Annotated in this window: 25 protein-coding genes; 16 read left to right on the forward strand and 9 right to left on the reverse strand. The window is 68.1% G+C overall.

The annotated features are described in order from the left end of the window. Positions 1-50: 50 nt before the first annotated feature. From moaB to NPA30_RS16545, 4 genes are all read right to left on the reverse strand, one after another. Complete coding sequence (moaB, locus tag NPA30_RS16530; protein ID WP_256803883.1) at positions 51-593, reverse strand: molybdenum cofactor biosynthesis protein B; 543 nt, start codon at positions 591-593, stop codon at positions 51-53. Then, the gene (locus NPA30_RS16535; protein ID WP_256803884.1) at positions 590-1,501 is read right to left on the reverse strand and encodes a 4-(cytidine 5'-diphospho)-2-C-methyl-D-erythritol kinase; all 912 of its coding nucleotides are present in this window, start codon (positions 1,499-1,501) and stop codon (positions 590-592) included. Before NPA30_RS16535 ends, moaB begins: the two co-directional genes overlap by 4 nt. 5 nt (positions 1,502-1,506) lie before the next feature. Then, positions 1,507-3,357: a tetratricopeptide repeat protein gene (locus tag NPA30_RS16540; RefSeq protein ID WP_256803885.1), complete on the reverse strand. Its 1,851-nt coding sequence runs from the start codon at positions 3,355-3,357 to the stop codon at positions 1,507-1,509. 156 nt (positions 3,358-3,513) lie between these two features. Beyond that, positions 3,514-4,527, reverse strand: coding sequence for a polyprenyl synthetase family protein (locus tag NPA30_RS16545; protein ID WP_256803886.1), 1,014 nt, complete (start codon positions 4,525-4,527; stop codon positions 3,514-3,516). 191 nt (positions 4,528-4,718) lie between these two features. On the opposite strand from NPA30_RS16545, the gene NPA30_RS16550 reads away from it, so the two are divergent. The 7 genes from NPA30_RS16550 to NPA30_RS16580 all read left to right on the forward strand — a co-directional run bounded on the left by NPA30_RS16550 (position 4,719) and on the right by NPA30_RS16580 (position 10,108). Next, on the forward strand, positions 4,719-4,937 hold the full coding sequence (locus NPA30_RS16550; RefSeq protein ID WP_256803887.1) for a putative signal transducing protein: 219 nt from the start codon (positions 4,719-4,721) through the stop codon (positions 4,935-4,937). Further along, entirely contained in the window at positions 4,924-5,772 is an 849-nt protein-coding gene (locus NPA30_RS16555) for a methyltransferase (RefSeq protein ID WP_256803888.1), read from the forward strand. The genes NPA30_RS16550 and NPA30_RS16555 overlap by 14 nt, the downstream gene beginning before the upstream one ends. A 308-nt stretch (positions 5,773-6,080) precedes the next feature. Continuing rightward, positions 6,081-6,998, forward strand: a complete 918-nt coding sequence (locus tag NPA30_RS16560) for a S49 family peptidase (RefSeq protein WP_372338844.1) — start codon at positions 6,081-6,083, stop codon at positions 6,996-6,998. Positions 6,999-7,131: 133 nt separating this feature from the next. Further along, a complete protein-coding gene (locus NPA30_RS16565; protein WP_256803890.1) occupies positions 7,132-7,338 on the forward strand; it encodes a hypothetical protein in 207 nt (68 codons plus the stop codon). A gap of 186 nt (positions 7,339-7,524) precedes the next feature. Next, a complete protein-coding gene (locus tag NPA30_RS16570) occupies positions 7,525-8,694 on the forward strand; it encodes a zinc-dependent alcohol dehydrogenase (protein WP_256803891.1) in 1,170 nt (389 codons plus the stop codon). A 93-nt stretch (positions 8,695-8,787) separates the two neighbouring features. Next, complete coding sequence (locus tag NPA30_RS16575) at positions 8,788-9,312, forward strand: DUF2867 domain-containing protein (RefSeq protein WP_256803892.1); 525 nt, start codon at positions 8,788-8,790, stop codon at positions 9,310-9,312. Between the two features lie 109 nt (positions 9,313-9,421). Then, complete coding sequence (locus NPA30_RS16580) at positions 9,422-10,108, forward strand: DUF998 domain-containing protein (protein ID WP_256803893.1); 687 nt, start codon at positions 9,422-9,424, stop codon at positions 10,106-10,108. A 100-nt stretch (positions 10,109-10,208) separates the two neighbouring features. Here the strand turns inward: NPA30_RS16580 and NPA30_RS16585 are convergent, their stop codons facing one another. Continuing rightward, the gene (locus tag NPA30_RS16585) at positions 10,209-10,985 is read right to left on the reverse strand and encodes an alpha/beta fold hydrolase (RefSeq protein WP_256803894.1); all 777 of its coding nucleotides are present in this window, start codon (positions 10,983-10,985) and stop codon (positions 10,209-10,211) included. 393 nt (positions 10,986-11,378) lie between these two features. On the opposite strand from NPA30_RS16585, the gene NPA30_RS16590 reads away from it, so the two are divergent. Continuing rightward, the gene (locus tag NPA30_RS16590; protein ID WP_256803895.1) at positions 11,379-12,368 is read left to right on the forward strand and encodes a glycine--tRNA ligase subunit alpha; all 990 of its coding nucleotides are present in this window, start codon (positions 11,379-11,381) and stop codon (positions 12,366-12,368) included. A 190-nt stretch (positions 12,369-12,558) separates the two neighbouring features. Further along, positions 12,559-13,068, forward strand: a complete 510-nt coding sequence (locus NPA30_RS16595; protein WP_256803896.1) for a hypothetical protein — start codon at positions 12,559-12,561, stop codon at positions 13,066-13,068. Between the two features lie 139 nt (positions 13,069-13,207). Here the strand turns inward: NPA30_RS16595 and NPA30_RS16600 are convergent, their stop codons facing one another. Further along, entirely contained in the window at positions 13,208-14,791 is a 1,584-nt protein-coding gene (locus NPA30_RS16600; RefSeq protein WP_256803897.1) for a DHA2 family efflux MFS transporter permease subunit, read from the reverse strand. 2 nt (positions 14,792-14,793) lie between these two features. Then, positions 14,794-16,026, reverse strand: coding sequence for an HlyD family secretion protein (locus tag NPA30_RS16605; RefSeq protein WP_256803898.1), 1,233 nt, complete (start codon positions 16,024-16,026; stop codon positions 14,794-14,796). 214 nt (positions 16,027-16,240) lie between these two features. Here NPA30_RS16605 and trhA point away from each other — a divergent pair, with 214 nt between their 5' ends. From trhA to NPA30_RS16620, 3 genes are all read left to right on the forward strand, one after another. Then, a complete protein-coding gene (trhA, locus tag NPA30_RS16610; RefSeq protein ID WP_256803899.1) occupies positions 16,241-16,864 on the forward strand; it encodes a PAQR family membrane homeostasis protein TrhA in 624 nt (207 codons plus the stop codon). Positions 16,865-16,955: 91 nt separating this feature from the next. After that, positions 16,956-17,465: a hypothetical protein gene (locus NPA30_RS16615; RefSeq protein ID WP_256803900.1), complete on the forward strand. Its 510-nt coding sequence runs from the start codon at positions 16,956-16,958 to the stop codon at positions 17,463-17,465. A 187-nt stretch (positions 17,466-17,652) separates the two neighbouring features. Beyond that, the gene (locus NPA30_RS16620) at positions 17,653-19,803 is read left to right on the forward strand and encodes a putative bifunctional diguanylate cyclase/phosphodiesterase (protein WP_256803901.1); all 2,151 of its coding nucleotides are present in this window, start codon (positions 17,653-17,655) and stop codon (positions 19,801-19,803) included. Positions 19,804-19,833: 30 nt separating this feature from the next. Here the strand turns inward: NPA30_RS16620 and NPA30_RS16625 are convergent, their stop codons facing one another. Beyond that, the gene (locus NPA30_RS16625) at positions 19,834-20,013 is read right to left on the reverse strand and encodes a hypothetical protein (protein ID WP_256803902.1); all 180 of its coding nucleotides are present in this window, start codon (positions 20,011-20,013) and stop codon (positions 19,834-19,836) included. Positions 20,014-20,205: 192 nt separating this feature from the next. Here NPA30_RS16625 and NPA30_RS16630 point away from each other — a divergent pair, with 192 nt between their 5' ends. The 4 genes from NPA30_RS16630 to NPA30_RS16645 all read left to right on the forward strand — a co-directional run bounded on the left by NPA30_RS16630 (position 20,206) and on the right by NPA30_RS16645 (position 23,911). Then, a complete protein-coding gene (locus NPA30_RS16630) occupies positions 20,206-20,751 on the forward strand; it encodes a DUF1003 domain-containing protein (RefSeq protein ID WP_372338849.1) in 546 nt (181 codons plus the stop codon). A gap of 76 nt (positions 20,752-20,827) precedes the next feature. After that, positions 20,828-21,319 (forward strand): CreA family protein, encoded by a 492-nt coding sequence (locus tag NPA30_RS16635; protein WP_256803903.1) that lies wholly within the window; start codon positions 20,828-20,830, stop codon positions 21,317-21,319. A gap of 128 nt (positions 21,320-21,447) precedes the next feature. Beyond that, entirely contained in the window at positions 21,448-22,743 is a 1,296-nt protein-coding gene (locus tag NPA30_RS16640) for a D-alanyl-D-alanine carboxypeptidase family protein (RefSeq protein WP_256803904.1), read from the forward strand. Between the two features lie 4 nt (positions 22,744-22,747). Continuing rightward, the gene (locus NPA30_RS16645) at positions 22,748-23,911 is read left to right on the forward strand and encodes a CobW family GTP-binding protein (RefSeq protein WP_372338845.1); all 1,164 of its coding nucleotides are present in this window, start codon (positions 22,748-22,750) and stop codon (positions 23,909-23,911) included. Here the strand turns inward: NPA30_RS16645 and NPA30_RS16650 are convergent. Further along, positions 23,900-24,142, reverse strand: coding sequence for a sulfurtransferase TusA family protein (locus tag NPA30_RS16650; RefSeq protein ID WP_256803905.1), 243 nt, complete (start codon positions 24,140-24,142; stop codon positions 23,900-23,902). The genes NPA30_RS16645 and NPA30_RS16650 overlap by 12 nt on opposite strands. Positions 24,143-24,197: the final 55 nt, after the last annotated feature.

Consider the following 24,197-nt stretch of genomic DNA (forward strand, 5'->3'; position numbering starts at 1 on the left):
CCCTGGCAGACCGAGTTCGAACGCGGTCCGTTCGCGAGTCGTCCGCGGCCTCAGGCCGAGCGGCCGCCGCGACGCAGGTGCTCGTCGAGCCGCGGCATGATCTCGACGAAGTTGCAGGGCCGGTGGCGGTAGTCGAGCTGGTCCTTCAGGATGCCATCCCAAGCGTCGCGGCAGGCGCCGGGTGAGCCGGGCAGGGCGAAGACGAAGGTGGCCTCGACGACGCCCGCGGTGGCGCGAGACTGGATCGTGGAGACGCCGATCTTGTCGTAGGAAATCCGGTGGAACACCGCCGAGAAGCCGTCCATGCGCTTCTGAAACAGTGGCTCCAGGGCCTCCGGGGTGACGTCGCGGCCGGTGAAGCCGGTTCCGCCCGTCGTCAGCACCACGTCGATCGCCGGATCCGCACACCATGCGGTGACGACCTCGCGGATCGCGTCGACGTCGTCCGGGACGATCCGGCGGTTGGCGAGCGCGTGGCCGGCCTCCACGAGCCGGTCCGCCAGGAGCGCGCCGGACTTGTCGTCGGCGAAGGACCGGGTGTCCGACACCGTGAGAACGGCGATCGAGAGGGATACGAAGTCGCGCTCGCTCATGCTGCAGTCTCCTGTGGGCGCATGTGGGTCGGCAGCATCCACCAGTCATCACGGCCGGCTTGAATGTCGGCGGCGGCACTGCGGGCATCGTCCGGTGTGGAATAGAGGCCGTAGACCGTCGCGCCCGATCCCGACATGCGCGCGACGAGCGCGCCGGTTCGATCGATTGCGGTCTGGACTTCGGCGATGGCCGGCGCAAGGCCACGCGCCGGCACCTCGAGGTCGTTGCGTGTGGTGCGCAGCCACCCGGCAAGCGCGTCGGCGCTCGCGAAGCCTTCCGGCGGCAGCGGCGGCAACAAAGGATTGTCGGTGCACTGCAGTGCGCGGAAGACATCGGGAGTCGCCACCGCAACCCCGGGATTGACGAGCAGGAGCCCGCAGGCCGGCAACCGGATCAGCGGCTCGCCGATCTCGCCGATGCCGGTGATCCGTGCCGCACATCCGTCGAGGCACATCGGCACGTCCGCCCCGAGCTTCAGCGCCTCTCGCCGCAGGGCGGACCGCAGCTCCGGCGCGGCGTCGGCCACGAGGGTCAGGAGCGCGGCGGCGTCGGCCGAGCCGCCGCCGATGCCGCTCGCGACCGGCAGGCGCTTGTCAAGCGTGATCGCCAGCGGTCCGACCTCGAGGCCCGAAGCCGCCGCGACCTCCCGGGCAGCGCCCAGCGCCTTCAGGACGAGATTGTCGCCGGTGCCGCCGAGCTGAGCGGCAAAGGGACCAGAGGTCTCGAAACGGTCCTCGCCGGCGGGCTCGACCATCAAACCGTCGCCGTCGGCCGCGAACACGACCACGCTGTCAAGGTCGTGGTACCCGTTCGGCCGCCGCCCGGTCACGTGCAGCGCGAGGTTCACCTTGGCCGGCGCCAGGACCCCGCCATAGGCGAGCCGCAGCCGCTCGCGGGTCTGCGGCATTCGTGTCAGTCGGCCTTCTGCGCCGGCGCCTCGGCCGGCTTCACCGCCGCGCTGTCCTGCGGCTGGGCCGCGCCGGGGTCGGCCGCTGCCTTCTGCGGCCCGTTCGACTGGGCCGGCGGCAGGCCGTTGGCAAGCTTGTCGTTGATCGTCTTCACGAGGTCTTCATCCGGCTTCGGATCGCCGACCAGCGACCGCTGCCACTGGAACTTCGCCTCACGCTCGCGGCCGACGCGCCAGTAGGCGTCGCCGAGATGATCATTGATGGTCGGATCCACCGGGTTGATCAGGACGGCCCGCTCGAGCTGCTCCACGGCCTGATCGTAGCGGCCGAGCCGGTAGTAGGCCCAGCCGAGCGAGTCGATGATGTAGCCGTCGTTGGGCCGGAGCTCGACGGCGGTCTTGATCATCTGGAGCCCCTCGTCGAGGTTCCGGTTCATGTCGACCCAGGAGTAGCCGAGATAGTTCAGGACCTGCGGCTGGTTCGGATAGAGCTCGAGGGCCTTCTTGAAGTTCGGCTCGGCCTCGTCCCACTGCTTCAGCCGCTCATGCGCGATGCCGCGCTGATAGTAGAGGTTCCAAGTGCCGGCATCGTCGGGCGCCGAGAACTTGGCGGCATCGTCGAGCACCTTGGCGGCCTCGCCGTAGTTCTTGTCGGCCGAGAGAACGTCGGCGAAGGCGAGATGGGCCTGCAGGTCCTGCGGGTAGCGCTCGACGGCGGCGCGCAGGTGCTCGGTGGCCTCCTGCTTGCGCTCGGCATACCAGAGGTCGAGCCCCGTCTGCAGGTCGGCGGTGCGGCGCAGCGGGGAATCCTGCGGGATCTCGTCGTAGTAGGAGATCGCCAGATCCAGCCGCTGGGCCTTTTCGGCGACGCCGGCCAAGGCGTTGAGAAGCATGTCGTCGGCCGGTGCGATCGCACGCGCCAGCTGGAAATAAAGCAGCGCGACCTGCTGGCCTTCGCCGCGATTGATCGCCTGACCGAGCACGTAGAGCACCTCGGCGGCGCCGCGGCCGACGCTGGCGATCGCCGGCTCGATCGTCTCGCCCTTCTCGATGCGCTCCTTCAGCCGCACGAGCGGGTCGTAGGTGGCGGCGATGTCCAGCCCCTTGTCCACGGCGGCGATCGCAGCGTCCTTGTTCCCGGCCCGTGCCTCCAGCCGGGCCAGTGCTTCGACCGCGCCGAGATAGGCGTCGGTCGAGGTCTGCGCCTGCGAGGCGTCGTCGACGAGGGCGCTCAGCTCCTTGCGAGCGAGGTCGTCGCGGCCGGTGAGAATGCCGATCAGGCCGGCCTGGTAGTGGTTGAAGGTCGGATACCACTGCGCATTGTCGAGCTTGCCGATCCGCTCCAGCGCCGCGTCCACATGACCCGCGCCGACCTCGGCCCAGGCCATCAGGTGACCGAGGAGGAGCGCGTCGAGATCGCTCGGATTGGGCAGGTCGAACTGCTCCACGGCCGCGTCGAACGCACCGCGCCGCAGGTCGTCGACACCGAGCGCGATACGCGCCACCTTGCCGACGTCGGGGTCGTCGCGCAGCTTGGCCGCGAGATCGACGCCGTTCTTGAAGCGGCCATCGGCGAGGTAAGCGAACAGCGCGTCCTGCTGCAGGTCCTCCGACTCCGGGTCGTAGCGCAGCGCGGCGTCGAAGTAGCCGGTGGCGACGCCGAGATCGCCGCTGATCTGCGCCGCCTTGGCGGCGAGATAGGCGCCGGACACGCTGGAGACGTAGGGAACGGTGCGCTGCGTCGGATTGTCGCCGGTCGCCTCGCCGGCGGCGAAGGCGCTGTTGGCGAGGAAGGTCGAGGCGGCGAGGGCGCCGATCAGCGCCAGCCGGGTTTTGCGCGAAGTCTGCACCGTCATTCCCTTTCACGTCCTGTCGCTTCGGCTCCGAGACCAGATCGGGCCGTCGAGCCGGCGGCGACGGCCGGCGGCCTCACGGCAGCCGGGAGTGTCCCTGTTCCTGCATGCCAGCGTGACCGTTTTGCGGCTCTGCAAAAGGCGCCCGCAGATGCGGCATCAACTGATCCGCTCGATACAGAAGTCCACCACGCTGAGCAGAGCCTCGCGCGCCGCCCCGCCGGGAAGCGTTTCGCCGGCGGCGCGGGCGAGACTGCCGTAATGATGCGCCCGCGCGATGGTTTCGGCCAGAGCCTCGCGGCGGCGGATCAACGCCATCGCCTCCGCCAGCGCGTCCTCGCCGTTCTCTCCGTCCTCGAGCGCCCGGCGCCAGAAGGCGCGCTCGCGATCGTCGCCGCGTTCGAAGGCGACGATGACGGGCAGCGTCACCTTGCCCTCGCGGAAGTCGTCGCCGGTGTTCTTGCCGAGCGTCGCGGCCGAACCGCCATAGTCGAGGGCGTCGTCGACGAGCTGGAAGGCAAGGCCAAGGTTGCGGCCGTAGTCGCGCATGGCCGTGCGCGCATCCTCCCCGGCGCCGGCGATCACCGGCCCCACCTCGGCCGCCGCCGAGAAGAGAGCCGCCGTCTTGGCGTCGATGACGGCAAGGTAGTCGGCCTCGCTGGTGGTCATGCGCTTGGCCGCCGCGAGTTGCCAGACCTCGCCCTCGGCGATCACCGCCGATGCGGCGGAGAGGATCGCGAGCGCGGTCAGCGAGCCGACCTCCACCATCATCTTGAAGGCCTGGCCCAGCAGGAAGTCGCCGACGAGGACACTCGCCTGGTTGCCCCAGATCATCCGGGCCGTCTGCTTGCCGCGCCGCATGTCGCTCTCGTCCACGACGTCGTCGTGCAGGAGCGTCGCGGTGTGCATGAACTCGACGCTCGCCGCGAGCTTCACGTGCCCCTCGCCGCGATAGCCGTGCGCCAGGGCCGAGGCGATCGTCAGCATCGGCCGCAGCCGCTTGCCACCCGACGAGATGAGGTGCTCGGCGATCTCGGGGATCAGCTCGACGTTCGAGCCGGCCATTGCCAGGATCATCTCGTTCACGCGCCCCATGTCGTCGGCGGTGACGTTGAGGATCGGCTCGATCGAGCCCTTCGGTCTGGCGGTCCGGACGGCGCTTGCAACGGTCACGGGGATCACTCCGTTTGTCGCGCGAGGTCTACCGGCGCGCCGGGCGAGCGGCAAGCGCCGATTGGCCGAGCGCGCGTCCGTTGACGATTTGCAGCGATGGCGTTCCAACGCTGGGTTCGCCATGCCGCAAGCCCGCGCTATGGTTACCGGCCGCGCTACCCCATGCCGACGACGAGGAGAGAGACCCGCACATGCAGGAATTGATGCGGTCCAACGACATGGTCCTGATCTCCTTCGTCGATGCGCTCCTGAAGGACGCCGACATCCCGCACTTCGTCGCGGACACGCATATGAGCATCCTCGACGGCTCGCTCGGCGTGCTGCCGCGCCGCGTGATGGTCGACGGGGAGCATCTCGAGCAGGCGCGGCGCATCATGCGCGACGCCGAGCTTGGCCATGAGCTCACCTGAGACGCCGGATGTCGCGCCGCCGCGGCCGGCCGCGGCGGTCGAGGCGGCCGAGCCCGGCCCCGGATCGGCGACCTCCGTCGACGCCTTCTACGGCGGCGCGTTCCATGTCGTGCAGCCGCGCGGCCACGGCCAGCGCGCCGGCCTGGACGCGCTGCTGCTGGCGGCGATGCTCCCGGGCGAAGGCTCGGGACGCGTCGCCGACCTCGGCGCGGGCACGGGTGCCGCGGGCCTCGGCCTCGCGATCCGGGTGCCGGCGGCGCAGGTGACGCTGGTCGAACGCAACCGGCAGATGCTGGAACTGCTGCGCGCGACGCTGGGCCTGCCGCAGAACGTCGGTCTTCGGTCCCGGCTGGCGGTCATGGAGGCCGATCTCCTCGCCCGCCGCCCCGTGCGCGAGGCAGCCGGGCTTGCCGATGGGAGCTTTTCGGCCGTGATCACCAACCCGCCCTTCCACCCGCCCGGCGGGCGGGTCTCGCCCGACCGGCTGCGCGCCGAGGCCCGCGCCGTTCCCGATGCCGGCTTTCTGGGGGACTGGCTGCGGACGGCCGCGGCGCTTCTCGCCTCGGGCGGGCGGCTCGCGATGATCGCCCGGCCGGACAATCTCGCCGAACTCGTTGCCGCGGCGGACAGGCGCATCGGCGGTCTGACGCTCGTTCCCGTCCATGCCCGGCCCGAACGTCCGGCAATCCGCATCCTCCTCGGGGGGCGCAAGGGCTCGCGCGCGCCTCTGCGGATCCACACCGGGCTCGTGCTGCACGAGGCGGACGGCGCGCCGAGCGCTCTCGGCACGGCGGTCTCCTCAGGCAGAGCCGATCTCGGCGTCCTCTTCGACTGACGCTGCCCTGCTTGGAGCGCCAGCGGAAGCCGCCTCATCCTGAGGTGGCCCACAGGGCCCTCGAAGGGTGAGGTGGCCCTGAAGGGCAGACGAGGGTTCGAGGGTGTCGGCACCCGTCCGTCACCCTCGCCCTTGGAGGCTCGCCGCGCTCGCACCTCAGGATGAGGGTGACGGGGCGCGCAGCTCAGGCTGAGGGTGACGGAGGCGCACCCTGAAGCCTCGGCGACGTTGGAACGCGCCGCCGCAAGGCGTGATTTCGCGGCCCCACGCGTTGGTGCCGGCTTTGCGACGGGGCCGGCGATGCCCATATGCCCGCCCAACCACCAATTATCCGGTCGAAAGCCGCCGCCTTGCCGAACCCTCTCCGCAGATTGCTTCCGCGCCGTTTCCGCAGCGACGACGTGACCATCCCGGTCGTCCGCCTCTCCGGCACGATCATGGCCGGCGGCGGCGCCCTCCGGTCCGGCCTGTCGCTCGCCGGCGTCGCCCCCCTGCTCGACAGGGCCTTCGCGGCGAAGGCAGCGCCGGCGGTGGCGATCGCGATCAACTCCCCGGGCGGCTCGCCGGTGCAGTCGCGCCTGATCTATCAGCGCATCCGCGACCTCGCGGCCGAGAAGAACAAGCGGGTCATCGTCTTCACCGAGGACGTCGCAGCCTCCGGCGGCTACATGATCGCCTGCGCTGGCGACGAGATCGTCGCCGATCCGTCTTCGATCGTCGGCTCGATCGGCGTCGTGTCGGGTTCGTTCGGCTTCGTCGAGGCGATGCAGAAGCTCGGCATCGAGCGGCGCGTCTACACCGCCGGCCAGAACAAGGCGACGCTCGATCCCTTCCGGCCGGAAAAGGCCGAGGAGGTCGAGCACCTGAAGCGTCTGCAGCGCGAGGTGCACCAGACCTTCATCGACATCGTGAAGGCCCGGCGCGGCTTGCGTCTGGCGGACGATCCGGACCTCTTCACCGGCCTCTTCTGGTCGGGCTTGCGCGGCCTCGAACTCGGCCTCGTGGACGCCCTCGGCGACCTGCACGGCGTCCTGAAGGCGCGGTTCGGCGAGAAGGCGAAGCCGCAGCTCATCCAGCCGAAGCGGGGCCTCCTCGGCCGGCGCCTGCCGGTCGGCGCGACGCTCGGCGGCGCAGGCCTCGACCTTGCGGCCGTCGGCGCCGGTGCGGCCGGAGAGCTCGCCGCCCTCGCGGCCGAGCGGGCGCTGTGGAGCCGCTACGGGCTGTGACCGAACTGTCGTACAGGAGCGACGAGGATGAAGGGGAGGCTCCGGCGCTGCGGCGATCTTCGGCTGTGAGGCGTCCCGGCACCGCGACGCCACCTGCCTTTACTTCGCCAAGACCCGGACCGATAGTCGCCGGATGATCCCTGTGATGGTCGACGTCATGCCGCAGCTCTTCTTCTTCGGTCTCCTCGGCGCCGCTGCCTATCTCGGCTTCTCGAAGCTGAAGGAGGAGGCGGTGCGCGTCTCCGAGCGCAACCGCCGCTCGGCCGAAGAGGTGAAAACCGGGGCGCACGGCACGCTCGTCCGTGGCGCCGACGGGGTGTACCGCGTCCAGCGGGACTGAGGGCCGCGCCACGGACGTTCGGCGGCTCACCTTCGTGCCTCGACGGCCCTTGCCGGCCCTGCACGCATCGGAGGCGGACCAGTAGCCGCCTGTCGATTGCGGCGGGCCGGCGCAGGGAACGGCGCCTGATGGTCAGGGTTACCGGTGCAACACGCGCATACAGCGCGGCGGTACCGGAGCATCCCGATGAAGGCCATCACCTGGCACGGCAAGCACGACATGCGCTGCGAGACAGTGCCCGATCCGAAGATCGAGGACGGCCGCGACGCGATCATCAAGGTGACGAGCTGCGCGATCTGCGGCTCGGACCTGCACTTCTACGACGGCTTCATGCCCGGCATGGAGTCGGGCGACATCGTCGGCCACGAGTTCATGGGCGAGGTGATGGAGGTCGGCCGCGACAATTCGAAGCTGAAGGTCGGCGATCGCATCGTCGTGCCCTTCACCATCGTCTGCGGCGACTGCGATCAGTGCCGGCGCGGCAACTTCTCGGTCTGCGAGCGCACGAACCCGAATGCCGACATGGCCGCCAAGATGTTCGGCCACACCACCGCGGGCCTCTACGGCTACACCCACCTCACCGGCGGCTTTTCCGGCGGGCAGGCCGAGTATGTGCGCGTGCCCTATGCCGATGTCGGCCCGATCAAGATCCCGGACGGCCTCAGCGACGACGATGTCCTGTTCCTCGGCGACATCCTGCCGACCGGGTGGCAGGGCGCGGCGAACTGCGACATCAAGCCGACCGACACGGTCGCGATCTGGGGCGCCGGGCCTGTCGGCCTGTTCGCGCTGCAGAGCGCCAGGATCATGGGCGCGAAACAGGTGGTGGTGATCGACGAGGTGCCCGAGCGCCTGGCTGCCGCCGAGCGCATGGGCGCCATCACCATCAACTTCCAGAAGGAAAGCACGGTCGAGCGGCTGAACGAGCTGACCGACAACAAGGGGCCGGACGCCTGCATCGACTGCGTCGGCATGGAGGCCCATTCGGGCTACGAGATCGAGCATCTCTACGACCGCGCCAAGCAGGCGGTGATGGCCGAGACCGACCGGCCGCACGTGCTGCGCGAGATGATCTATGTCTGCCGCCCGGCGGGCACGATCTCGGTGCCCGGCGTCTATGGCGGCCTCGTCGACAAGATCCCCTTCGGCGCGGCGATGAACAAGTCGCTGAGCTTCAAGATGGGTCAGACGCACGTCAACAAGTGGGCCGACGACCTCTTGCGACGGGTGCAGGAGGGCCAGTTCGACACCAGCTCCTTCATCACCCATCGCGGGTCGCTGGAGGATGGCCCGGACCTCTACAAGACGTTCCGCGACAAGGCGGACGGCTGCATGAAGGTGGTGCTGCGGCCCTAAGGCGCCGCGCCGGACTGGGCCGGGCACGCCCCGGCCCTGCTGCGGGTGCGCTCGCGGTTTGCAGGGTGCGGTTCGCGGGTGTAGCCGTGCTGAATGGACTTCGAAGCCCCCGTCAGCGAGCAGTCTCCTCCCGAGCAGAGCCGGCTGGCCGACTGGTATCCCGGCGCAGACCTCGTCGACGCGTTTGCGGTGCAGCTGCCACGAGGCTACGGCAGCGACATCCACGCGATCGGGCAGGCGGTTCTCGGGCATCCCCCGCCATGGTTTCAAGCCCTGCTGTCGATCCGCGACCTCGTCGTTCGCCCGTTCGGGCTGCGCACATCCGTGGCGATGCGCAAAGCGGCTGGTGATCGCATCGACTTCTTCCCGATCCTCTCGGTCGATGACCAGGAGATGATCCTCGGCGAAGACGACAGACATCTCGATGTCCGAATCTCGCTGTTGCTGCTGCAAGGGACGAACGGCCGGGATCGCCTCGTCGCGACGACGGCCGTTCGGTGCCACAATCGTCTCGGAAGACTCTACCTTGCCGCGATCACGCCGTTTCACCGTGTCGTGGTCCGCTCGTGCCTTCGCCGTGCTGCCATGACCGGGTTCGCTTCGGCTCGTACGGGGTAGGTGCCACGCGCCCGATGGTGTTGGTTTTGCACGCGCCGGACCCCTGAACGTCTGGACATGAGGCCGGGCCAGGCAAACTTCTCAAGACTTGCGATTTGTCGGACATGCCATGACCAGTCAAGCGAGGACGCGGGACGGCGGCAATGCCGCGGGAACCGTCACGCCTTCGAGCCACCCGCACCTCTTCTACGCGCTCGGTGTCGTCGGCATCGCCGGCTGCGTCATCGTGGTGCTCGCCAACATCGTCGGCGTGATCGTCCAGCCGAGGGATGGCCTCGTCGCCGACACGATCAGCGACCTCGCTGCGGGCCGCTATGCCGTCATCATGGACATCGGCCTCTACGCTTTTGCCGCCGGCATCCTCGCCGCCGCGGCGGGCCTGCGCCGGCTGCGCTGGGGCGGCTGGGAGTGGACGGCCGGCTCCTGGCTGCTCACGCTGATGTCCATCCTCCTCGTCGTCATCGGCGCGCACAACGAATATGGCGACAACGATCCGGGCGGGTTCGTCATCCACATGCCGCTGGTGGTGACGATGGCGCTCGTCTTTACCGCCTCGGCACTTCTCACCGCCGCCGGCTTCCACGAGCGCCGCCGCCACTGGTTCTGGTTCAATGTCGCCTGCGCCGTTCTCTGGGTTATCGGCGCCGCAGTGTTCTGGTTCACCCCGACCGGTTTCGATGGCCTCACCGAGCGCCTCGTCGGCATGGTGCTGGTGGTCTGGCTGTTCGCGCTGTCGAAGCTGTTGATCGACGTGTCGAAGGGCGCGCGGACGCGCCTGCCGGTGCTGGGGGAGTAGCGTCTGCTTTCGACCCATTGTCGCCGTTCGGAATGCTTCTGTCCCCGCCCGAAACCTGTCGTTCGTTCAACTCTCACACCGGCGGCATTGCGGTGAGACATCATTGAGTCGCGGCAAGAATGACGGCGACAGTCTCTTCCGGCATGTCCCACATGGGAAAGTGGCCGCTGGACTCGAACCAATGCAGATCGGCGGAAGGAAAAGCGGCTTTTGCCCGCGCCGCCTGCCTTGACAGACATAAACGATCATGCCGGCCCCACCCAATCACGATCCGACCGGTGGCATCGGCGGCAGGACCGGTCTGCTCGGGACCGCTCGCAAGGTCACGGACCAGTGAGTCGAATGTCGATGTATTGCTAAAACTTGCCAATTCCGTCGCAACTACCTCCGGATCGAGCGCCCAAGGATGCGCGGATAGTTGTGCTAGCAGTGCAGTGCGTGACGCCGCATTCTTGCTCAGCATTGGCAGGCCGGGCCGGATTGCCCGGAGCAATTGCCCGGAAACTCCTATGGTGATCTTGAAGAAGGTTCGTTCCCAACCCCGCCAGAAGCCGCCCGGATCGAGCGCAACCACGTTGCCGACATTGCCGCGTCGAGCGAGTTCGAGCACGATCCGCGCGCCCATCGAGCTGCCGACAACGTCAATCCCTGCCAGTCCGTTGTCCGCAATATAGCCCTCGACGCTGCTGACAAGACCGTCGAAAGTCCCGCTGTCGTGCTCCGCAGGGTTGGCCCCATGCCCCGGAAGGTCAATCGCGATCACCGTTCGATTGACGCTAAGTGCATCCAGGATCGTGCTCCACGATTGCCAACTTCCGCCGAGGCCGTGGACTAGTAGCAGCTTGCGGCCCGTGCCCCGTTCAATCTGGTTAAGCATGTTGCTTCTCTTGTGGCCTTAGATTGCTGAACGATCGCTATCCGCATTCGGGGCAAGTGACCACCACGTCTCCGCGCGGCCGTCACCTTGCTGCAGGTGTTGCGACAGCCGGCTTCCCGCACAAGCCAGGTAAGACCGTTAATGTTCCTGGTCCGCTTCCGGGCACGGTCAGCCTGAGCGTCTTCAACGGGGCGCGCGCTGCCGCCAAAGCTCGGTGACTAGGTGAAAGGCAGCTTCGCCGTGTAGCCGCTCGAAACCTGCCAGTCCGCAATCCACCCATGCCAGTCGTTGCACGGTCATGCCCCCGCAGCCTTGACCATCCGCGTCGCCGCGTGGCACCTCGCGGGAGATCCTCCCCCGCCGCGCCGCGGGCCCACTTCGGACGCTGCCCTGATGTCAGACCTGCCGCCCCACATGGACCCGCGCCGCTCCTTCCAGGCGCTGATCCTGACGCTGCACCGCTACTGGGCGGACTATGGCTGCGTCGTCCTGCAGCCCTACGACATGGAGGTCGGCGCCGGCACCTTCCATCCGGCGACGACGCTGCGTGCACTCGGGCCGAAGAGCTGGAACGCGGCCTATGTGCAGCCCTCGCGCCGGCCGAAGGACGGGCGCTACGGCGAGAATCCCAACCGGCTGCAGCACTACTACCAGTACCAGGTGATCCTGAAGCCGAACCCGCCCAACCTGCAGGAGCTCTATCTCGGCTCGCTCGCGGCGATCGGTCTCGACCCGCTGCTGCATGACGTGCGCTTCGTCGAGGACGACTGGGAGAGCCCGACGCTGGGCGCCTGGGGCCTCGGCTGGGAGTGCTGGTGCGACGGCATGGAGGTGTCGCAGTTCACCTACTTCCAGCAGGTCTGCGGCATCGAATGCGCGCCGGTGGCGGGCGAGCTGACCTACGGGCTCGAGCGCCTGGCGATGTACATCCAGAACGTCGACAACGTCTACGACCTCAACTTCAACGGCCGCGAGGGCGACGAGAAGGTCACCTATGGCGAGGTTTTCCTGCAGGCCGAGCAGGAGTATTCGCGGTACAATTTCGAGTTCGCCAACACCCAGATGCTGCTGCGCCACTTCGAGGACGCGGAGGGCGAGTGCCAGGCGCTGCTGGCGGCGGGTGCGCCGGTCGATCCGTCGAGGCCCGCTTCGCTGGCACCTCAGGATGAGGGGGCGGGGAGGGGCGCTCCGCACCTGCATCGCTGCGTCTTCCCGGCCTACGATCAGGCGATCAAGGCGAGCCACGTCTTCAACCTCCTCGACGCGCGCGGCGTGATCTCGGTGACCGAGCGCCAGAGCTACATCCTGCGCGTGCGCACGCTGGCGAAGGCCTGCGGCGAGGCCTTCCTCCTGACGGACGCCGGTGGAGCGGGCGGGCGATAGTCTCGCGTCGCCTCCAGCGTCGCCGAACGGCGAGCCGGCGCAGCCGCGCGGCGTCTTCGAATATCGCCATATGGTTTCAGCGCGGGGACACGCGCGCCATAGCCCAGATGTAGAGGTGGTCTGCGAGCTTCAGGACGACGGCCTGAGGATCAGGAGAGGTGGACGCACGTCGACCGTGACGTGGTCATCGATGCGGTTCGTTCATCTTCACGCGACGAGCGGGGTCGGTACGACCGGGTTTCCCGTCTACAGCGCGCGCATCAGAACGCGGTTTCGAGCATTCGAGATCGCCTCCACCAGTCAGTCGGCAGGCAAAGCTGTAGACCACGCGCCCGACTATGTGCGCTTCATGTCGCGCCTTGTCGTCGTCGCCGCGGCGCGCAATCCGAACATTCGCCTGCGCCGCGGCGGAGACCCGTTGTTGGAACAGGTGATCCCGATGACGCTGGCCCTGATCACGGCGCCGTTCCTCGTCCTTCCGATCATCCTGTTGAAGCTGCCGCTCGCGCTCTCGGTGATCCTGAAGAAGAAGCTTTCGGGGAAGCTTCTGAACTCGCTGATGATCGGCGCCTATACGGTCATTCTGAACCTCCTCCCCTGGTCGAGCGGTCGAAGGTTCGACGCCGCCGATCTGCCAGTCGATGAGCTTCCGCTCCGCTATCGGGAGGTCCAGACGCCGGAGACGAATGCTGAGCCATGACCGACGTCGGCGCCGAGGCGGATGACGCGTTCTTGCTCGGTTGAACGTCGGCGCACGGCGCGCCAATCGTGGAGAGTGGTGCCGCAGCTTTATGAAGCCGCGCTCTGCGTTGCCGACCGTGGCTCCGAACGATTTCGCCTCAATGCGCCGGCGGCGCCTCCGACTTGCCGCCGGCGACGCGCAGCACCAGCACCAGCGGCAGGACGCCGACGACGCACCACATCAGGACGCGGAACACCTCGTCATAGCTCAGCATCGCCGCCTGGCGCTGCACCTGCGAGTAGATCGTCGCCAGCGCCGCCTGCCGGTCGCCGCCCTGCGCCGCGGTCAGGCGGGCAACGTTCTCTGCATAGAGCGGGTTGAGGCCGCTGAGGCTCTCGGTGAGGCGCGACTGGTGGAACTGCTCGCGTCGCGCGAGGAGCGTCTGGCACAGCGAGATGCCGAAGGCGCCGCCGAGATTGCGGAAGAAGTTCAGCATCGCCGAGGCCTTGTCCGCCTCGCCGGGCTTCAGTCCGACATAGGCGACGGTGGAGATCGGGATGAACATGAAGGGCAGCCCGAGCGAAATGTAGAAGCGGCCCCAGGCGGCGTCGGCGAAGGTCGAGTTCGTGCTGAAGCTCGAGAAGTGCCAGAAGGCGAGCGCCTGCAGCGCGAAGGCGGGGAACAGCAGGAGCCGCGTGTCGACCTTGCCGACCACCTGGCCGGAGATTGGCATGCAGACGATGGCGATCGCCCCGCCATAGGTGAGGGCCAAGCCGGCGCTGTAGGCGTTGTAGGAGAACACCTGCTGCAGCATCTGCGGCACCAGCTGGATGGTCCCGAAGACGAGCAGTCCGAGCATCAGCATCATCAGGGTGGTGATGGCGAAGTTGCGGTTGCCGAGGAGCGGCAGCGGGACGATCGGGTCCTCGTGGTTCAGCTCCCAGACGACCATGCCGCCGAGCCCGGCGACCGCCAGGATGCCCATCGCGACGATCAGCGGGCTGGAGAACCAGTCCTCGGTCTGCCCCCGATCGAGCATGATGAGGAGCCCGGCGAGACCGATCGCGGTGAGCAGGAAGCCGACCCAGTCGACCTTCAGGCCGCGGGCGCGAAGCTTGCGGGTGTCCTCCTTCACCGCCTCCGGTTCGCCGACGACGAAGGCGCTGGCGAAGAAGGCGGCGATGCCGACCGGCACGTTGATCAGGAAGATCCAGTGCCAGGAGATCGTGTCGGTGATGTAGCCGCCGATCGTCGGGCCGATGATCGGGGCGACGACCACCACCATGCCGAAGGCGGCGAAGGCGGGACCGCGCTTCTCCGGCGGGAACGAGTCGGCAATCATCGACTGCTCGACCGGCGCCAGCCCGCCGCCACCCATGCCCTGGAAGACGCGGGCGAGGATGAGGAGGCCAAGATTCGGCGCGAAGGCGCAGGCGAGCGAGGACATCGTGAACAGCGCGATCGAGATCAGGAAGTAGCGCTTGCGGCCGATCGCGCGGGTGAGAAAGCCCGAGATCGGAATGATGATGGCGTTGGCGACGAGATAGCTCGTCACCAGCCAGGTGCCCTGATCGGTCGAGACGCCGAGATTGCCGGAGATGTTGTCGAGCGCGACATTGGCGATCGAGGTGTCGAGAATCTCCATGAAGGTCGCCACGGAGATCACGGCGGTCATCAGCCACGGGCCGCCGACGCCGGCGGCCGAGCGCGGCAGCGCATCGGAAGAGCTTGAGCCTGCCATGGTCAGTCGATGTCGACGGTCGGGACCACCGACATTCCGGGTCCGATCGGGTAGTCGGCGAGCGACGGGCTTTCGATCGAGATCCGCACCGGCACGCGCTGCACCACCTTGACGAAGTTGCCGGTGGCATTCTGAGGCGGCAGGATCTGGAACGCCTGGCCGGCGCCGTGCTGGATGGAGACGACCTTGCCCTTGAAGTCGACGTCGGGGAACGCGTCCACGGAGATGTCCACCGACTGACCGATCCGGATGTCGGCGAGCTGGGTCTCCTTGAAGTTGGCCGTGACGTAGAGATCCTCCGGCACGATCGCCATGATCTCGGAGCCCGGCTGCACGTAGCTGCCGAGATTGACGTTCTGCTGCACGACCTGGCCCGCGATCGGCGCGGTGAGCGTCAGCTGGTCGACCGTCACCTGGCTCGCCGCGACGTCGGCTTCGGCGGCCTGCACCTGCGCCTGTGCTGCGGCCCTGCCGGCTTGTGCCGCGGACACACCGGCCTTCGCGTTGGCGACGCTCTTCTGGGCTGCGTCGAGATTGGCTTCGGCCTGCTGGGCCTGCGCCTGCGCGTCGTCGAGCTGCTGCTGCGAGATCGCCGCGCTGCCGGCGCGCTTGGCGAGCTCCTGCAGCCGGTCAGCCTGGGTGCGGGCATTGTTGGCGGTCGCCTGAGCGCCCGTCAGGTTGCTCTCCTCGCGGGCGACGGCAGTCTTGGCCTGCTCGATCTGCGCCTCGGCCTGCCCGACGGCGGCCTGTGCCTGCCCCAGCTGCGCCTGCTTCAGCGCGAGCTCGGCCTGCGGGCCTGCCGGATCGATCTTCGCTAGTACGTCGCCGGGGCGCACATGCGTGTTCTCCTCCACGGTGACGTCGACGAGCTTGCCCGCCACCTCCGGCGAGACTCGCACGATCTCCCCATCGACATAGGCATCATCGGTCGATTCGTAGTGGGCCGCGTACAGGAACCAGTAGGCGGCCACCCCGCCGGCAACGAGGAGGGCGACGAGCACCAGGAAGCCGATCAGCCAGAAGCGACGCTTCTTCGACTTCCGGGCAGCGTCTGCCTCATCCTTCGCCGAGTCGCGATCGTTCGGCTGCGCGGGCTCGCCGTCCGCCGCCTGCCCATCCTGCGGGGACATGTCGTCGGAGGGGCCGCGCGACGGCGGCTGCGAGCCGGGAGCGTCGTCGTCGTGCCGGCCGGTGACGGACGCGGCGTCGGTATCCCGTTGCTCGGCGCGATCCATGCTCGTCTCTCGATGTCGCTGATGCTGGTGATGCTTCGGCGGCAAACCGTTCCACCCGCCTGCGGTTCCGCATGGCGCACGTAGACGGCCCGTTCACCGCTCACTTCGCTGTTAACGTCATCTTCACTTTTCACTCGACAGCGAGGCTCGCGCTTGGTTGGCTTCAGCCGGCGCGACGCGATGCGCGCCCGGCGGAACGCAAGGAAGCCACCTCATGCGAACGCGCTACGACAGAGCCGAACTCTGGGCCGACGGCATCGTCCATGCCGGCGGATTGACCTTTGTCACCCTGGGCTCCGTCGCGCTCCTGGCGACGCTTGCGGGGCACGTGTCGACCCCGATCCTGCTGGCGACCATCGTCTACCTGCTCACTCTGGCGGCCTCCACGATCGCCTCGGCCGCCTACAACATCTGGCCGGAGCGGCCGTTCAAATGGGCGCTGCGGCGCTTCGACCACGCGGCAATCTATCTCCTGATCGCCGGGACCTACACGCCGTTCCTGGCCTATGCGGGCATGCCGACCTTGTTGGTGCTGGTGTGGAGCGTCGCGCTCGTCGGGGTGGCGCTGAAGCTTCTGCGGCCCGGACGCTACGAGCGGCTCCTGCTGCTCGCTTATCTCGGTCTCGGCTGGTGCGGCATCGCGGCCTACGGCTCGCTGCAGGATCTGCTGCCGGTTCCGGTCCTGGGGCTGCTTCTCCTCGGCGGCATCGTCTACTCCTCCGGCGTCGTCTTTCACCTGTGGCAGCGCCTGCGCTTCCACAACGCGATCTGGCACGCCTTCGTGCTCGTGGCGGCGGTGACGCACTTCGTCGCCGTCTGGACCCTGGCCGGGGCGTGACTCCAGGCGATCACACGGGCGTGTCGGCAGGGGGCTGAACGCGCCCCGGCATGGCGCGTTCACCTCCCGATCCGACCGTGAGGAGGGCGTCATGTCCACGAGCGCTGAGAAGACCGATCCGCAGCTGTGGGAGCAGGTCAAGACGAGGGTGACCAAGGGCAGCAAGGGCGGCAAAGCCGGCCAGTGGTCGGCCCGCAAGGCACAGATGGCGGTGCAGGAGTACAAGAAAGAGGGCGGCGGCTACGAAGGCGGCAAGTCGGAAGATAACAGCCTTCGCGAGTGGACGGAGGAGGATTGGGGCACCCGATCCGGCAAGCCGAGCGGCGAGACCGGCGAGCGCTATCTGCCCAAGAAGGCGCGCAAGCATCTCAGCGACAGCGAGTACGCGCGCACGACCGCCAAGAAGCGCCGCGACACGCGCAAGGGCAAACAGTATTCGACACAGCCGCAGGACGTCGCGGAGAAGACGGCGCACGACCGCCAGTCAGGCCATGGTGAAGGTCGCACGAAGGCCGAGTTGTACGCCGAAGCGAAGCGCAGGAAGATCGCCGGTCGCTCGAAGATGTCGAAGGCCCAGCTCGAGAAGGCGCTCGCCGCCTGACCGGCGAGGCCGGCATTGAATTGGAGACCGACCTTCGGTTGGCCTGAAAGACGGCCGCCTCGACCTTCATCCGGCTACAGAACGGACGGCAGGAGATTAACCGCGCCTGAACCTTACGGTTGCAGTGTGAGTTACCATGCTCGCAAGCTCCTCATCCCGCATTCGCACTCCGTGGCAAGGCCTATCGTTGTCGGCCGCCATCTTGCTGGTGGTGGGGATCGCTCTCGCCGCGATCCAGATCCCGGCGATGGTCTTCGAACTCTGGGTCGAGCGCGAGAACATCGCGGCGGCAGCAGAGCAGCAGGCCGACGCGGCGCTCGACATGCTGGAGGCCGTACACATCCAGTCCATGCTGAACCGGGGAAGGGTCAGCGACAACGACCCGGCGATCGACACCTTGAACGGCAGCATGGACCAGTTTTCCCGGGCCAATGCCGACGTGCGGCTGTGGGTCTTCATGGCCCCGAGGGTCGTCGACTACCAGCGCAGTCAGTTCCGCGCCGAGATCGAGCCGCCGCAGGACGAGGTCGACCGGGCGGTGCTGGCCGACAGGCGGCGGCAGGTGGTGTTCGACGGCGATAGCCTGCGGGTGTCGCGTCCGGTCATCCTCGGTGAAGGGCGTGCCGCCCATCCCAAGTGTGCCGCCTGCCACTCCAGCCTGATGCAGGTGAAGCAGGGCGAGCTGATCGGCGGTTACAGCGCCGCCGTCGATCTCAGTCATGAGTGGGCGGTGTGGCGGACCTACCTGTTCGAGCGCGTCCTCGTCGGCATCCTGATCCTGGGAGCGACCCTGGCGCTGATCTACGTCATGCTGCACCGCACGGCGTTGCGACCGCTGCAGCGTCTGACCTGCGCGACCGACGACATCTCGCGCGGCAGGCTGGACACGCCGATCGAGGGCGCAGAGCGACGCGACGAGATCGGCTCGCTCGCCCGCTCGCTGGAGGTGTTCCGCCACGCGCTGATCGTGCGGGAGCGCCTGGAGCAGGAGAAGGAGGCCGCCACGTCGCAGGCCCGGTTCCTGACCTCGCACGACGCACTGACGGGCTTGCCCAACCGAGGGCTCTTCGTGCGGACCGTCGAGCGCGAGATCGAGGCGACCGGCTCCGGCACAGGCTCGCTGACGGTGCTGTGCATCGATGTCGATCACTTCAAGCGGGTCAACGACACCCTCGGCTTTCGGTTCGGCGACGAGCTGTTGAAGCGGATCGCGCAGATGATCAGTGCAGCGGTGCCCGAGGGAACCCTCGTCGCGCGCCTCGGTGCCGACGAGTTCGGCGTCCTCCTGCGGCGGGGCGGCGACGACGGCGCCCTCACCGATCTGTGCCGCGCCCTGGTGGCCGTGTCGGATCGGTCCATCTGGATCGACGCGGAGGAGGTGCACTTCGGCATCAGCATCGGCGGGGCCACCGCCTTCGCCGACAGCCGGGAGACGGAGGAACTGATCCAGTTCGCCAGTCTGGCCGCGCACCGTGCCATCCAGGATGGCGGGCGGCTTTACCGGCACTTCACGCCGGATCTGAACGCCGCGATGCGCGATCGCCATACGCTGGAGCAGGACCTGCGCGCGGCTCTTGATGCCGGCCAGCTCGAGCTCCACTACCAGCCGGTCGTCGACTGCACGACCGAAAAGCTCGTCGCCGTCGAAGCGTTGATGCGCTGGCACCACCCGAGCCGTGGCTGGGTGGGCCCGACGATCTTCATTCCGATCGCCGAAGCGACGGGCCTGATCGTACCGCTCGGCCGCTGGCTGCTGTGGACGGCCTGCAGCCAGGCGCGGTTCTGGCCGGAGCTGTCGGTCGCCATCAACCTCTCTCCCATTCAGTTTCGCCAGCCGGACGTCGTGGAGACCGTCCGCGCGTGCTTGGCCGAAACCGGGATCGAGCCGAGCCGGCTCGAGCTGGAGATCACCGAGGGGGTGCTGCTGGAGCGGACCGAGGAAGCCATGGCGACGGTCCGGGCGCTGCGGGCGCTCGGCGTGCGCATCGCGATGGACGATTTCGGCACGGGCTATTCGAGCCTCGGCTACCTGCGCAACTTCCCGTTCGACACGCTGAAGATCGACCGCAGCTTCGTCGCCGCGCTCGGAGACGACCCGAGCGCCGAAGCGATCATCGGCGCCATCATCGCGCTGGCCCGCAGCCTCAACATGAAGACGACCGCCGAGGGTGTCGAAACGGCAGCCCAGCGCGATTTCCTGCAGGCGGCGGGCTGCGACCACGCCCAGGGCTTCTACTACGCACGGCCGCAGCCGCCGCTGTCGATCACTCAGAAGATCGCGTCCGGGACCCTGCGCGAGCCGGACAGGGGGCGGGTGCCCGACAGCCTCACGGCCTGAAACGGGTGTCGGGCCGGACGAGACCCCACCTCAGCCGGCCCCGCCGTCGGTGCTGCGTTCGTCCGGGTCCGGCAGTGTGCCGGCACCGGGCGTCGCGTCGGGATTGGTCAGTTCGGGCTTGGCATGCGGACCTGCCGGCGGGGCCTTCGTCCGCGTCTGGCCGCTCTTGCCGTCTTCTGGAGCCTGATCGCGCTTTCGCTCGGTGGACATGCGTGCCTCCTCTGCTGCGAGATCAACGTCGCGTGATCGCGCCGGTTGCGCGGCCGCGTCAACTTGCGCCGCATCCCGGCGCGGCGTCGCGGAACCGGAGAGCGGCCGACGAGCGTTTGGGGACGGCGCTAGGCCGAGGCCGCTATGTCCGTGAACCGATCCCATGACCACGCTGCACCGCTTGAGGACCCGATCGCATCGGACCGACTGACCGTCGGTCCGCCGTCGCCGAGCGGGCTGACGCCGACGCTGGAGCGCAACATCCAGAGCCTGATGGCGCGCCGGCGGACCGAGGAGGCGCGGGCGAGCCTGCAGCAGCGGGTCGCCGAGCGCATCACCCGCTTCACCGGCAGCATGCCCTTCGTCTACATCCACCTCGTCTTCTTCGGCGTCTGGATCGTCGCGAACCTTGGCTGGGTCCCCGGCGTGCAGCCTTGGGACGGCTCGCTCGTGATGCTCGCCATGATGGCCTCGGTGGAGGCGATCTTCCTGTCGACCTTCGTGCTGATCAGCCAGAACCGCATGGCACGCGCAGCCGACAAGCGGGCCGATCTCGACCTCCAGATCTCGCTCCTGACCGAGCACGAGGTGACGAAGCTGGTGGAGGTGGTGTCGGCCATCGCCCGCAAGCTGGAGGTGCGCTCGGCAGCGGACGGCGAACTCGACGAGCTGAAGCAGAACGTCGCACCGGAGGCGGTGCTCGACAAGATCGAGGAAACCGAACCCGAGGATGCCTGACGGCCGATCCCGCCGCGCGCATTGAAAGCCGCGGTGGAGGCGCCATCTGAGGTGGCACCGTTCGAAGGGAGGCCGGATGCGCCAAAGACTTCTGGGATACGTCGCCGGTATGCTGGCACTCTTTGCGGCCGGTTCGCCGCATGCGGAGGAAGTCGGCGAGGTGTCGACCGACTGGCTCGGCAACGACATCAAGGTCGAGGCGATCAGCGATCCGAAGATCGCAGGGGTCACGTGCCACGTGACCTATTTCGAGCGCGGGCTGATCGACCGCGTGCAGCAGGGCAACTGGTTCGAGGACCCCTCGAACTCGTCGATCGCCTGTCGGCAGACGGGCCCGATCACCATCGGGGACATCGATCTCGACGAGGATGGCGAGGAGATCTTCTCGGCCCGTCGCTCGCTGATCTTCAAGACGCTGGTGGTGAACCGCATCTACGACAAGGGCAACGACACGCTCATTTACCTCGCCCATTCCCGCGAGGTGCAGAAGGGCAGCGCCAAGATGTCGATCTCGACCGTGCCGCTCTTCGCCGCGAACGCCACCTGGTCCGAAGGCAAGCCCAAGTGACCCGTTGAGCGGGATCTGCCGAACAGGGGTGCCGCTTGTGCGGCGCAGTCGTGCGCGCTTGCCATGAGCGCGACACAGGGCGCAGATAGGGGCGCCTTCGCAACATCACCAGGAACGGCGTGAGGACGATGACAGGGACGAACGCGCTTCGGCCGGCTTATGCTTTTCTCTTGCTGTTGACGGCGGGGCTGCTCGCCTCTGCTTCCGCCCGGGCCGAAACCTCGGTCGCGGTCGACGTCGCCACCGGCAAGGTGTTGTCGCAGAACGACCCGAGCGCCCGCTGGTATCCGGCCTCGACGACCAAGCTGATGACCGCCTATCTCGCGATGCAGGCGATCGAGAGCGGCAAGTTCAAGCCCGATGCGCCGGTGGTGATGACGCGCCGCGCCGCGCAGGAACTGCCGAGCAAGATGGGCTACCCGCCAGGCTCGGTCATGCGGCTCGATTATGCCCTGCGCATGATGCTCGTGAAATCGGCCAACGACATCGCCGTCGCCATCGGCCAGACGATCGCCGACGGGTCGCTGGAAGGCTTCGTCCAGATGATGAACGACGAGGCCGGGCGGCTCGGGATGAAGGACAGCCACTTCATCAATCCGAACGGAATGCCCGGCGACGGCCAGTATTCCAGTGCCAAGGACCTTGCGATCCTCGCCATCGCGCTGAAGCGCGACTTCCCGACCTATAGCGACTTCTTCTCGACGGAGGCCTTCATCTCCGGCAAGGCGGTGATCAAGAACTACAACCCGATGCTCGGCCGCTACGACGGTGCCGACGGGATGAAGACGGGTTACATCTGCGCCGGCGGTTACAATCTCGTCGCGTCGGCCACCCGGAACGGACGCAGCGTCGTCGCCGTCGTGCTCGGCGCCATCGGGCCGATCTCACGGGCCCGTACGGCCGCGGAGCTTCTGGAGAATGGCTTCAAGGCGCAGCCCGCGGCCGACGCGCCGACCGTCTACCAGCTGCCGGTGTCGAGCGGCCCGGCCGCCGACGTCAGCGATCAGATCTGCTCGGCCGAGGGCCGTAAGGCACGCGCGGCCGAGAGTGCCGACAGCTCCGAGGACACCGACGAGCAGGCCTTCGGCTCGCCCTATCTGCACGACATCGGCCGGCCGCGCGTCGCCATCAAGCTCGGCCTCGGCGGGGCGGCAGGCACCGACACGATCGAGGCTGGTATCACGCTGATCGCGGCCTATGGTATTCCGGTGCCGATCCCGCGCCCGGCACAGCCGGACGATGCCATGCATGCCGCGGAGGCGGCCGCGGCCGCCGCGTCGGCTGCGGCGACCGCCAAGGCCGCCATCGCAGAGAAGTCTGCGCCGCCCGCATCGGAGGCCGCGCCGGTGCGCAGTGCCGCTGATCTCGGCGTGACCCGGCGCGGCATCCCGATCCCGCGCTTTGCCGAACGCGCGACGAACTGAGCCGATGCAGACCCCGCTGCCCCCGGTGCGCGTCACCGTCCTGACCGGTTTCCTCGGGGCCGGGAAGACGACGCTGCTCAACCGACTCCTGAAGGATCCGGCGGTGACCGACACGGCCGTCATCGTCAACGAGTTCGGTGAGGTCGGGCTCGATCACCTGCTGGTCGAGCAGTCCGGAGAAGGAATCATCGAACTCTCCGACGGCTGTCTGTGCTGCACGGTACGCGGCGACCTCGTCGACACACTGGCCGATCTCGTCGACCGGATGCAGACCGGCCAGCTGCAGCCGTTGCGGCGTGTGGTGATCGAAACCACCGGACTGGCCGACCCGACGCCGATCCTCGCCTCGCTGATGGGGCATCCAGCGCTCGTCCAGGCCTACGCGCTCGACGGCGTGGTCACCGTGGTCGACGGGCTGGCGGGGCTCGCCAATCTCGCCGGGCACGAGGAGGCGCGGCGACAGGTCGCCGTCGCCGATCGGATCGTGCTGACCAAGGCCGATCTTCCCGGCAGCGCCGATCGCGACACGATCGTTGCCGCGCTGCGGCGCTGGAACCCGCGCGCGCCGCTGCTCGATGCCGGAGCTGGAGAGGCCGTGCCGGCCGCGCTGTTCGACTGCGGGCTGTTCGATCCCGCCACCAAGCGTCCCGAGGTGATGCGCTGGCTGGAGGGCGTGCACGCCGTCCCCGAAGTGCACCCGCACAGCCACGAGCATGATGCGGCGGCCCCCCGCGCCCATGCCGACCACGGCCATGACCACGACCACCACCATGACCATGGAGCGCATCGACATGACGGCATCTCGTCGTTCTCGGTTACCGAGACCCAGCCGCTGTCGCGCGCCGCGGTCGACGACTTTCTCGACCTTCTGCGCGCCACGCAAGGCGAGCGCCTGCTGCGCATGAAGGCGATCGTCCACGTCGCCGAAACGCCGGATCGCCCGCTGGTGCTGCATGGCGTCCGGCACTATCTGCACCCGCCCGTGCGCCTCAACGGATGGCCGGAGGGCGTGCGGCGGGAATCGCGGCTGGTGCTGATCGGTCAGGACCTCGACGAGGCCTATGTGCGTGACCTCTTCGCCGCCTTCGCGGGCCGGCCGCAGACCGACCGGGCCGACCGCGCCGCCTTGGTCGACAATCCGCTCGCGATTCCCGGCCTACGCGGCTGAGCCCCTGATGCCGCGCCGGATCGTGAAGGCGATGCCGCCGCTCGTCGACGGCAGCGTCTCCACGAGGACGTGGCCGTCCTCCCGGCACAGATGCGGAATGTCGATGCCGGCGAGTGGATCGTCCGCCAGCACCCGCAGCATCGCCCCCGCGGGCATCGCGGCAAGACGCTTTTGCGTGCGCAGCACCGGAAGCGGGCACTTCAGGCCGCGCAGATCGAGTTCCTCGGCCACATCCCCCTCCGCATTCGCACGCCGCGGCGCTTGCCGCGCCCTGCGACCGGCGACA

This window comes from Mangrovibrevibacter kandeliae (assembly GCF_024519155.1).
In the GTDB taxonomy this organism is placed as follows: domain Bacteria; phylum Pseudomonadota; class Alphaproteobacteria; order Rhizobiales; family Rhizobiaceae; genus Mangrovibrevibacter; species Mangrovibrevibacter kandeliae.

Excerpts from the sequence above, each read along its gene's own strand:
- moaB (WP_256803883.1), bottom strand. The coding sequence starts at position 593 with ATGAGCGAGCGCGACTTCGTATCCCTCTCGATCGCCGTTCTCACGGTG.
- NPA30_RS16535 (WP_256803884.1), bottom strand. The coding sequence starts at position 1,501 with ATGCCGCAGACCCGCGAGCGGCTGCGGCTCGCCTATGGCGGGGTCCTG.
- NPA30_RS16540 (WP_256803885.1), bottom strand. The coding sequence starts at position 3,357 with ATGACGGTGCAGACTTCGCGCAAAACCCGGCTGGCGCTGATCGGCGCC.
- NPA30_RS16550 (WP_256803887.1), top strand. The coding sequence starts at position 4,719 with ATGCAGGAATTGATGCGGTCCAACGACATGGTCCTGATCTCCTTCGTC.
- NPA30_RS16555 (WP_256803888.1), top strand. The coding sequence starts at position 4,924 with ATGAGCTCACCTGAGACGCCGGATGTCGCGCCGCCGCGGCCGGCCGCG.
- NPA30_RS16560 (WP_372338844.1), top strand. The coding sequence starts at position 6,081 with ATGCCCGCCCAACCACCAATTATCCGGTCGAAAGCCGCCGCCTTGCCG.
- NPA30_RS16565 (WP_256803890.1), top strand. The coding sequence starts at position 7,132 with ATGATCCCTGTGATGGTCGACGTCATGCCGCAGCTCTTCTTCTTCGGT.
- NPA30_RS16570 (WP_256803891.1), top strand. The coding sequence starts at position 7,525 with ATGAAGGCCATCACCTGGCACGGCAAGCACGACATGCGCTGCGAGACA.
- NPA30_RS16575 (WP_256803892.1), top strand. The coding sequence starts at position 8,788 with ATGGACTTCGAAGCCCCCGTCAGCGAGCAGTCTCCTCCCGAGCAGAGC.
- NPA30_RS16580 (WP_256803893.1), top strand. The coding sequence starts at position 9,422 with ATGACCAGTCAAGCGAGGACGCGGGACGGCGGCAATGCCGCGGGAACC.
- NPA30_RS16585 (WP_256803894.1), bottom strand. The coding sequence starts at position 10,985 with ATGCTTAACCAGATTGAACGGGGCACGGGCCGCAAGCTGCTACTAGTC.
- NPA30_RS16590 (WP_256803895.1), top strand. The coding sequence starts at position 11,379 with ATGTCAGACCTGCCGCCCCACATGGACCCGCGCCGCTCCTTCCAGGCG.
- NPA30_RS16595 (WP_256803896.1), top strand. The coding sequence starts at position 12,559 with ATGCGGTTCGTTCATCTTCACGCGACGAGCGGGGTCGGTACGACCGGG.
- NPA30_RS16600 (WP_256803897.1), bottom strand. The coding sequence starts at position 14,791 with ATGGCAGGCTCAAGCTCTTCCGATGCGCTGCCGCGCTCGGCCGCCGGC.
- NPA30_RS16605 (WP_256803898.1), bottom strand. The coding sequence starts at position 16,026 with ATGGATCGCGCCGAGCAACGGGATACCGACGCCGCGTCCGTCACCGGC.
- trhA (WP_256803899.1), top strand. The coding sequence starts at position 16,241 with ATGCGAACGCGCTACGACAGAGCCGAACTCTGGGCCGACGGCATCGTC.
- NPA30_RS16615 (WP_256803900.1), top strand. The coding sequence starts at position 16,956 with ATGTCCACGAGCGCTGAGAAGACCGATCCGCAGCTGTGGGAGCAGGTC.
- NPA30_RS16625 (WP_256803902.1), bottom strand. The coding sequence starts at position 20,013 with ATGTCCACCGAGCGAAAGCGCGATCAGGCTCCAGAAGACGGCAAGAGC.
- NPA30_RS16635 (WP_256803903.1), top strand. The coding sequence starts at position 20,828 with ATGCGCCAAAGACTTCTGGGATACGTCGCCGGTATGCTGGCACTCTTT.
- NPA30_RS16640 (WP_256803904.1), top strand. The coding sequence starts at position 21,448 with ATGACAGGGACGAACGCGCTTCGGCCGGCTTATGCTTTTCTCTTGCTG.
- NPA30_RS16645 (WP_372338845.1), top strand. The coding sequence starts at position 22,748 with ATGCAGACCCCGCTGCCCCCGGTGCGCGTCACCGTCCTGACCGGTTTC.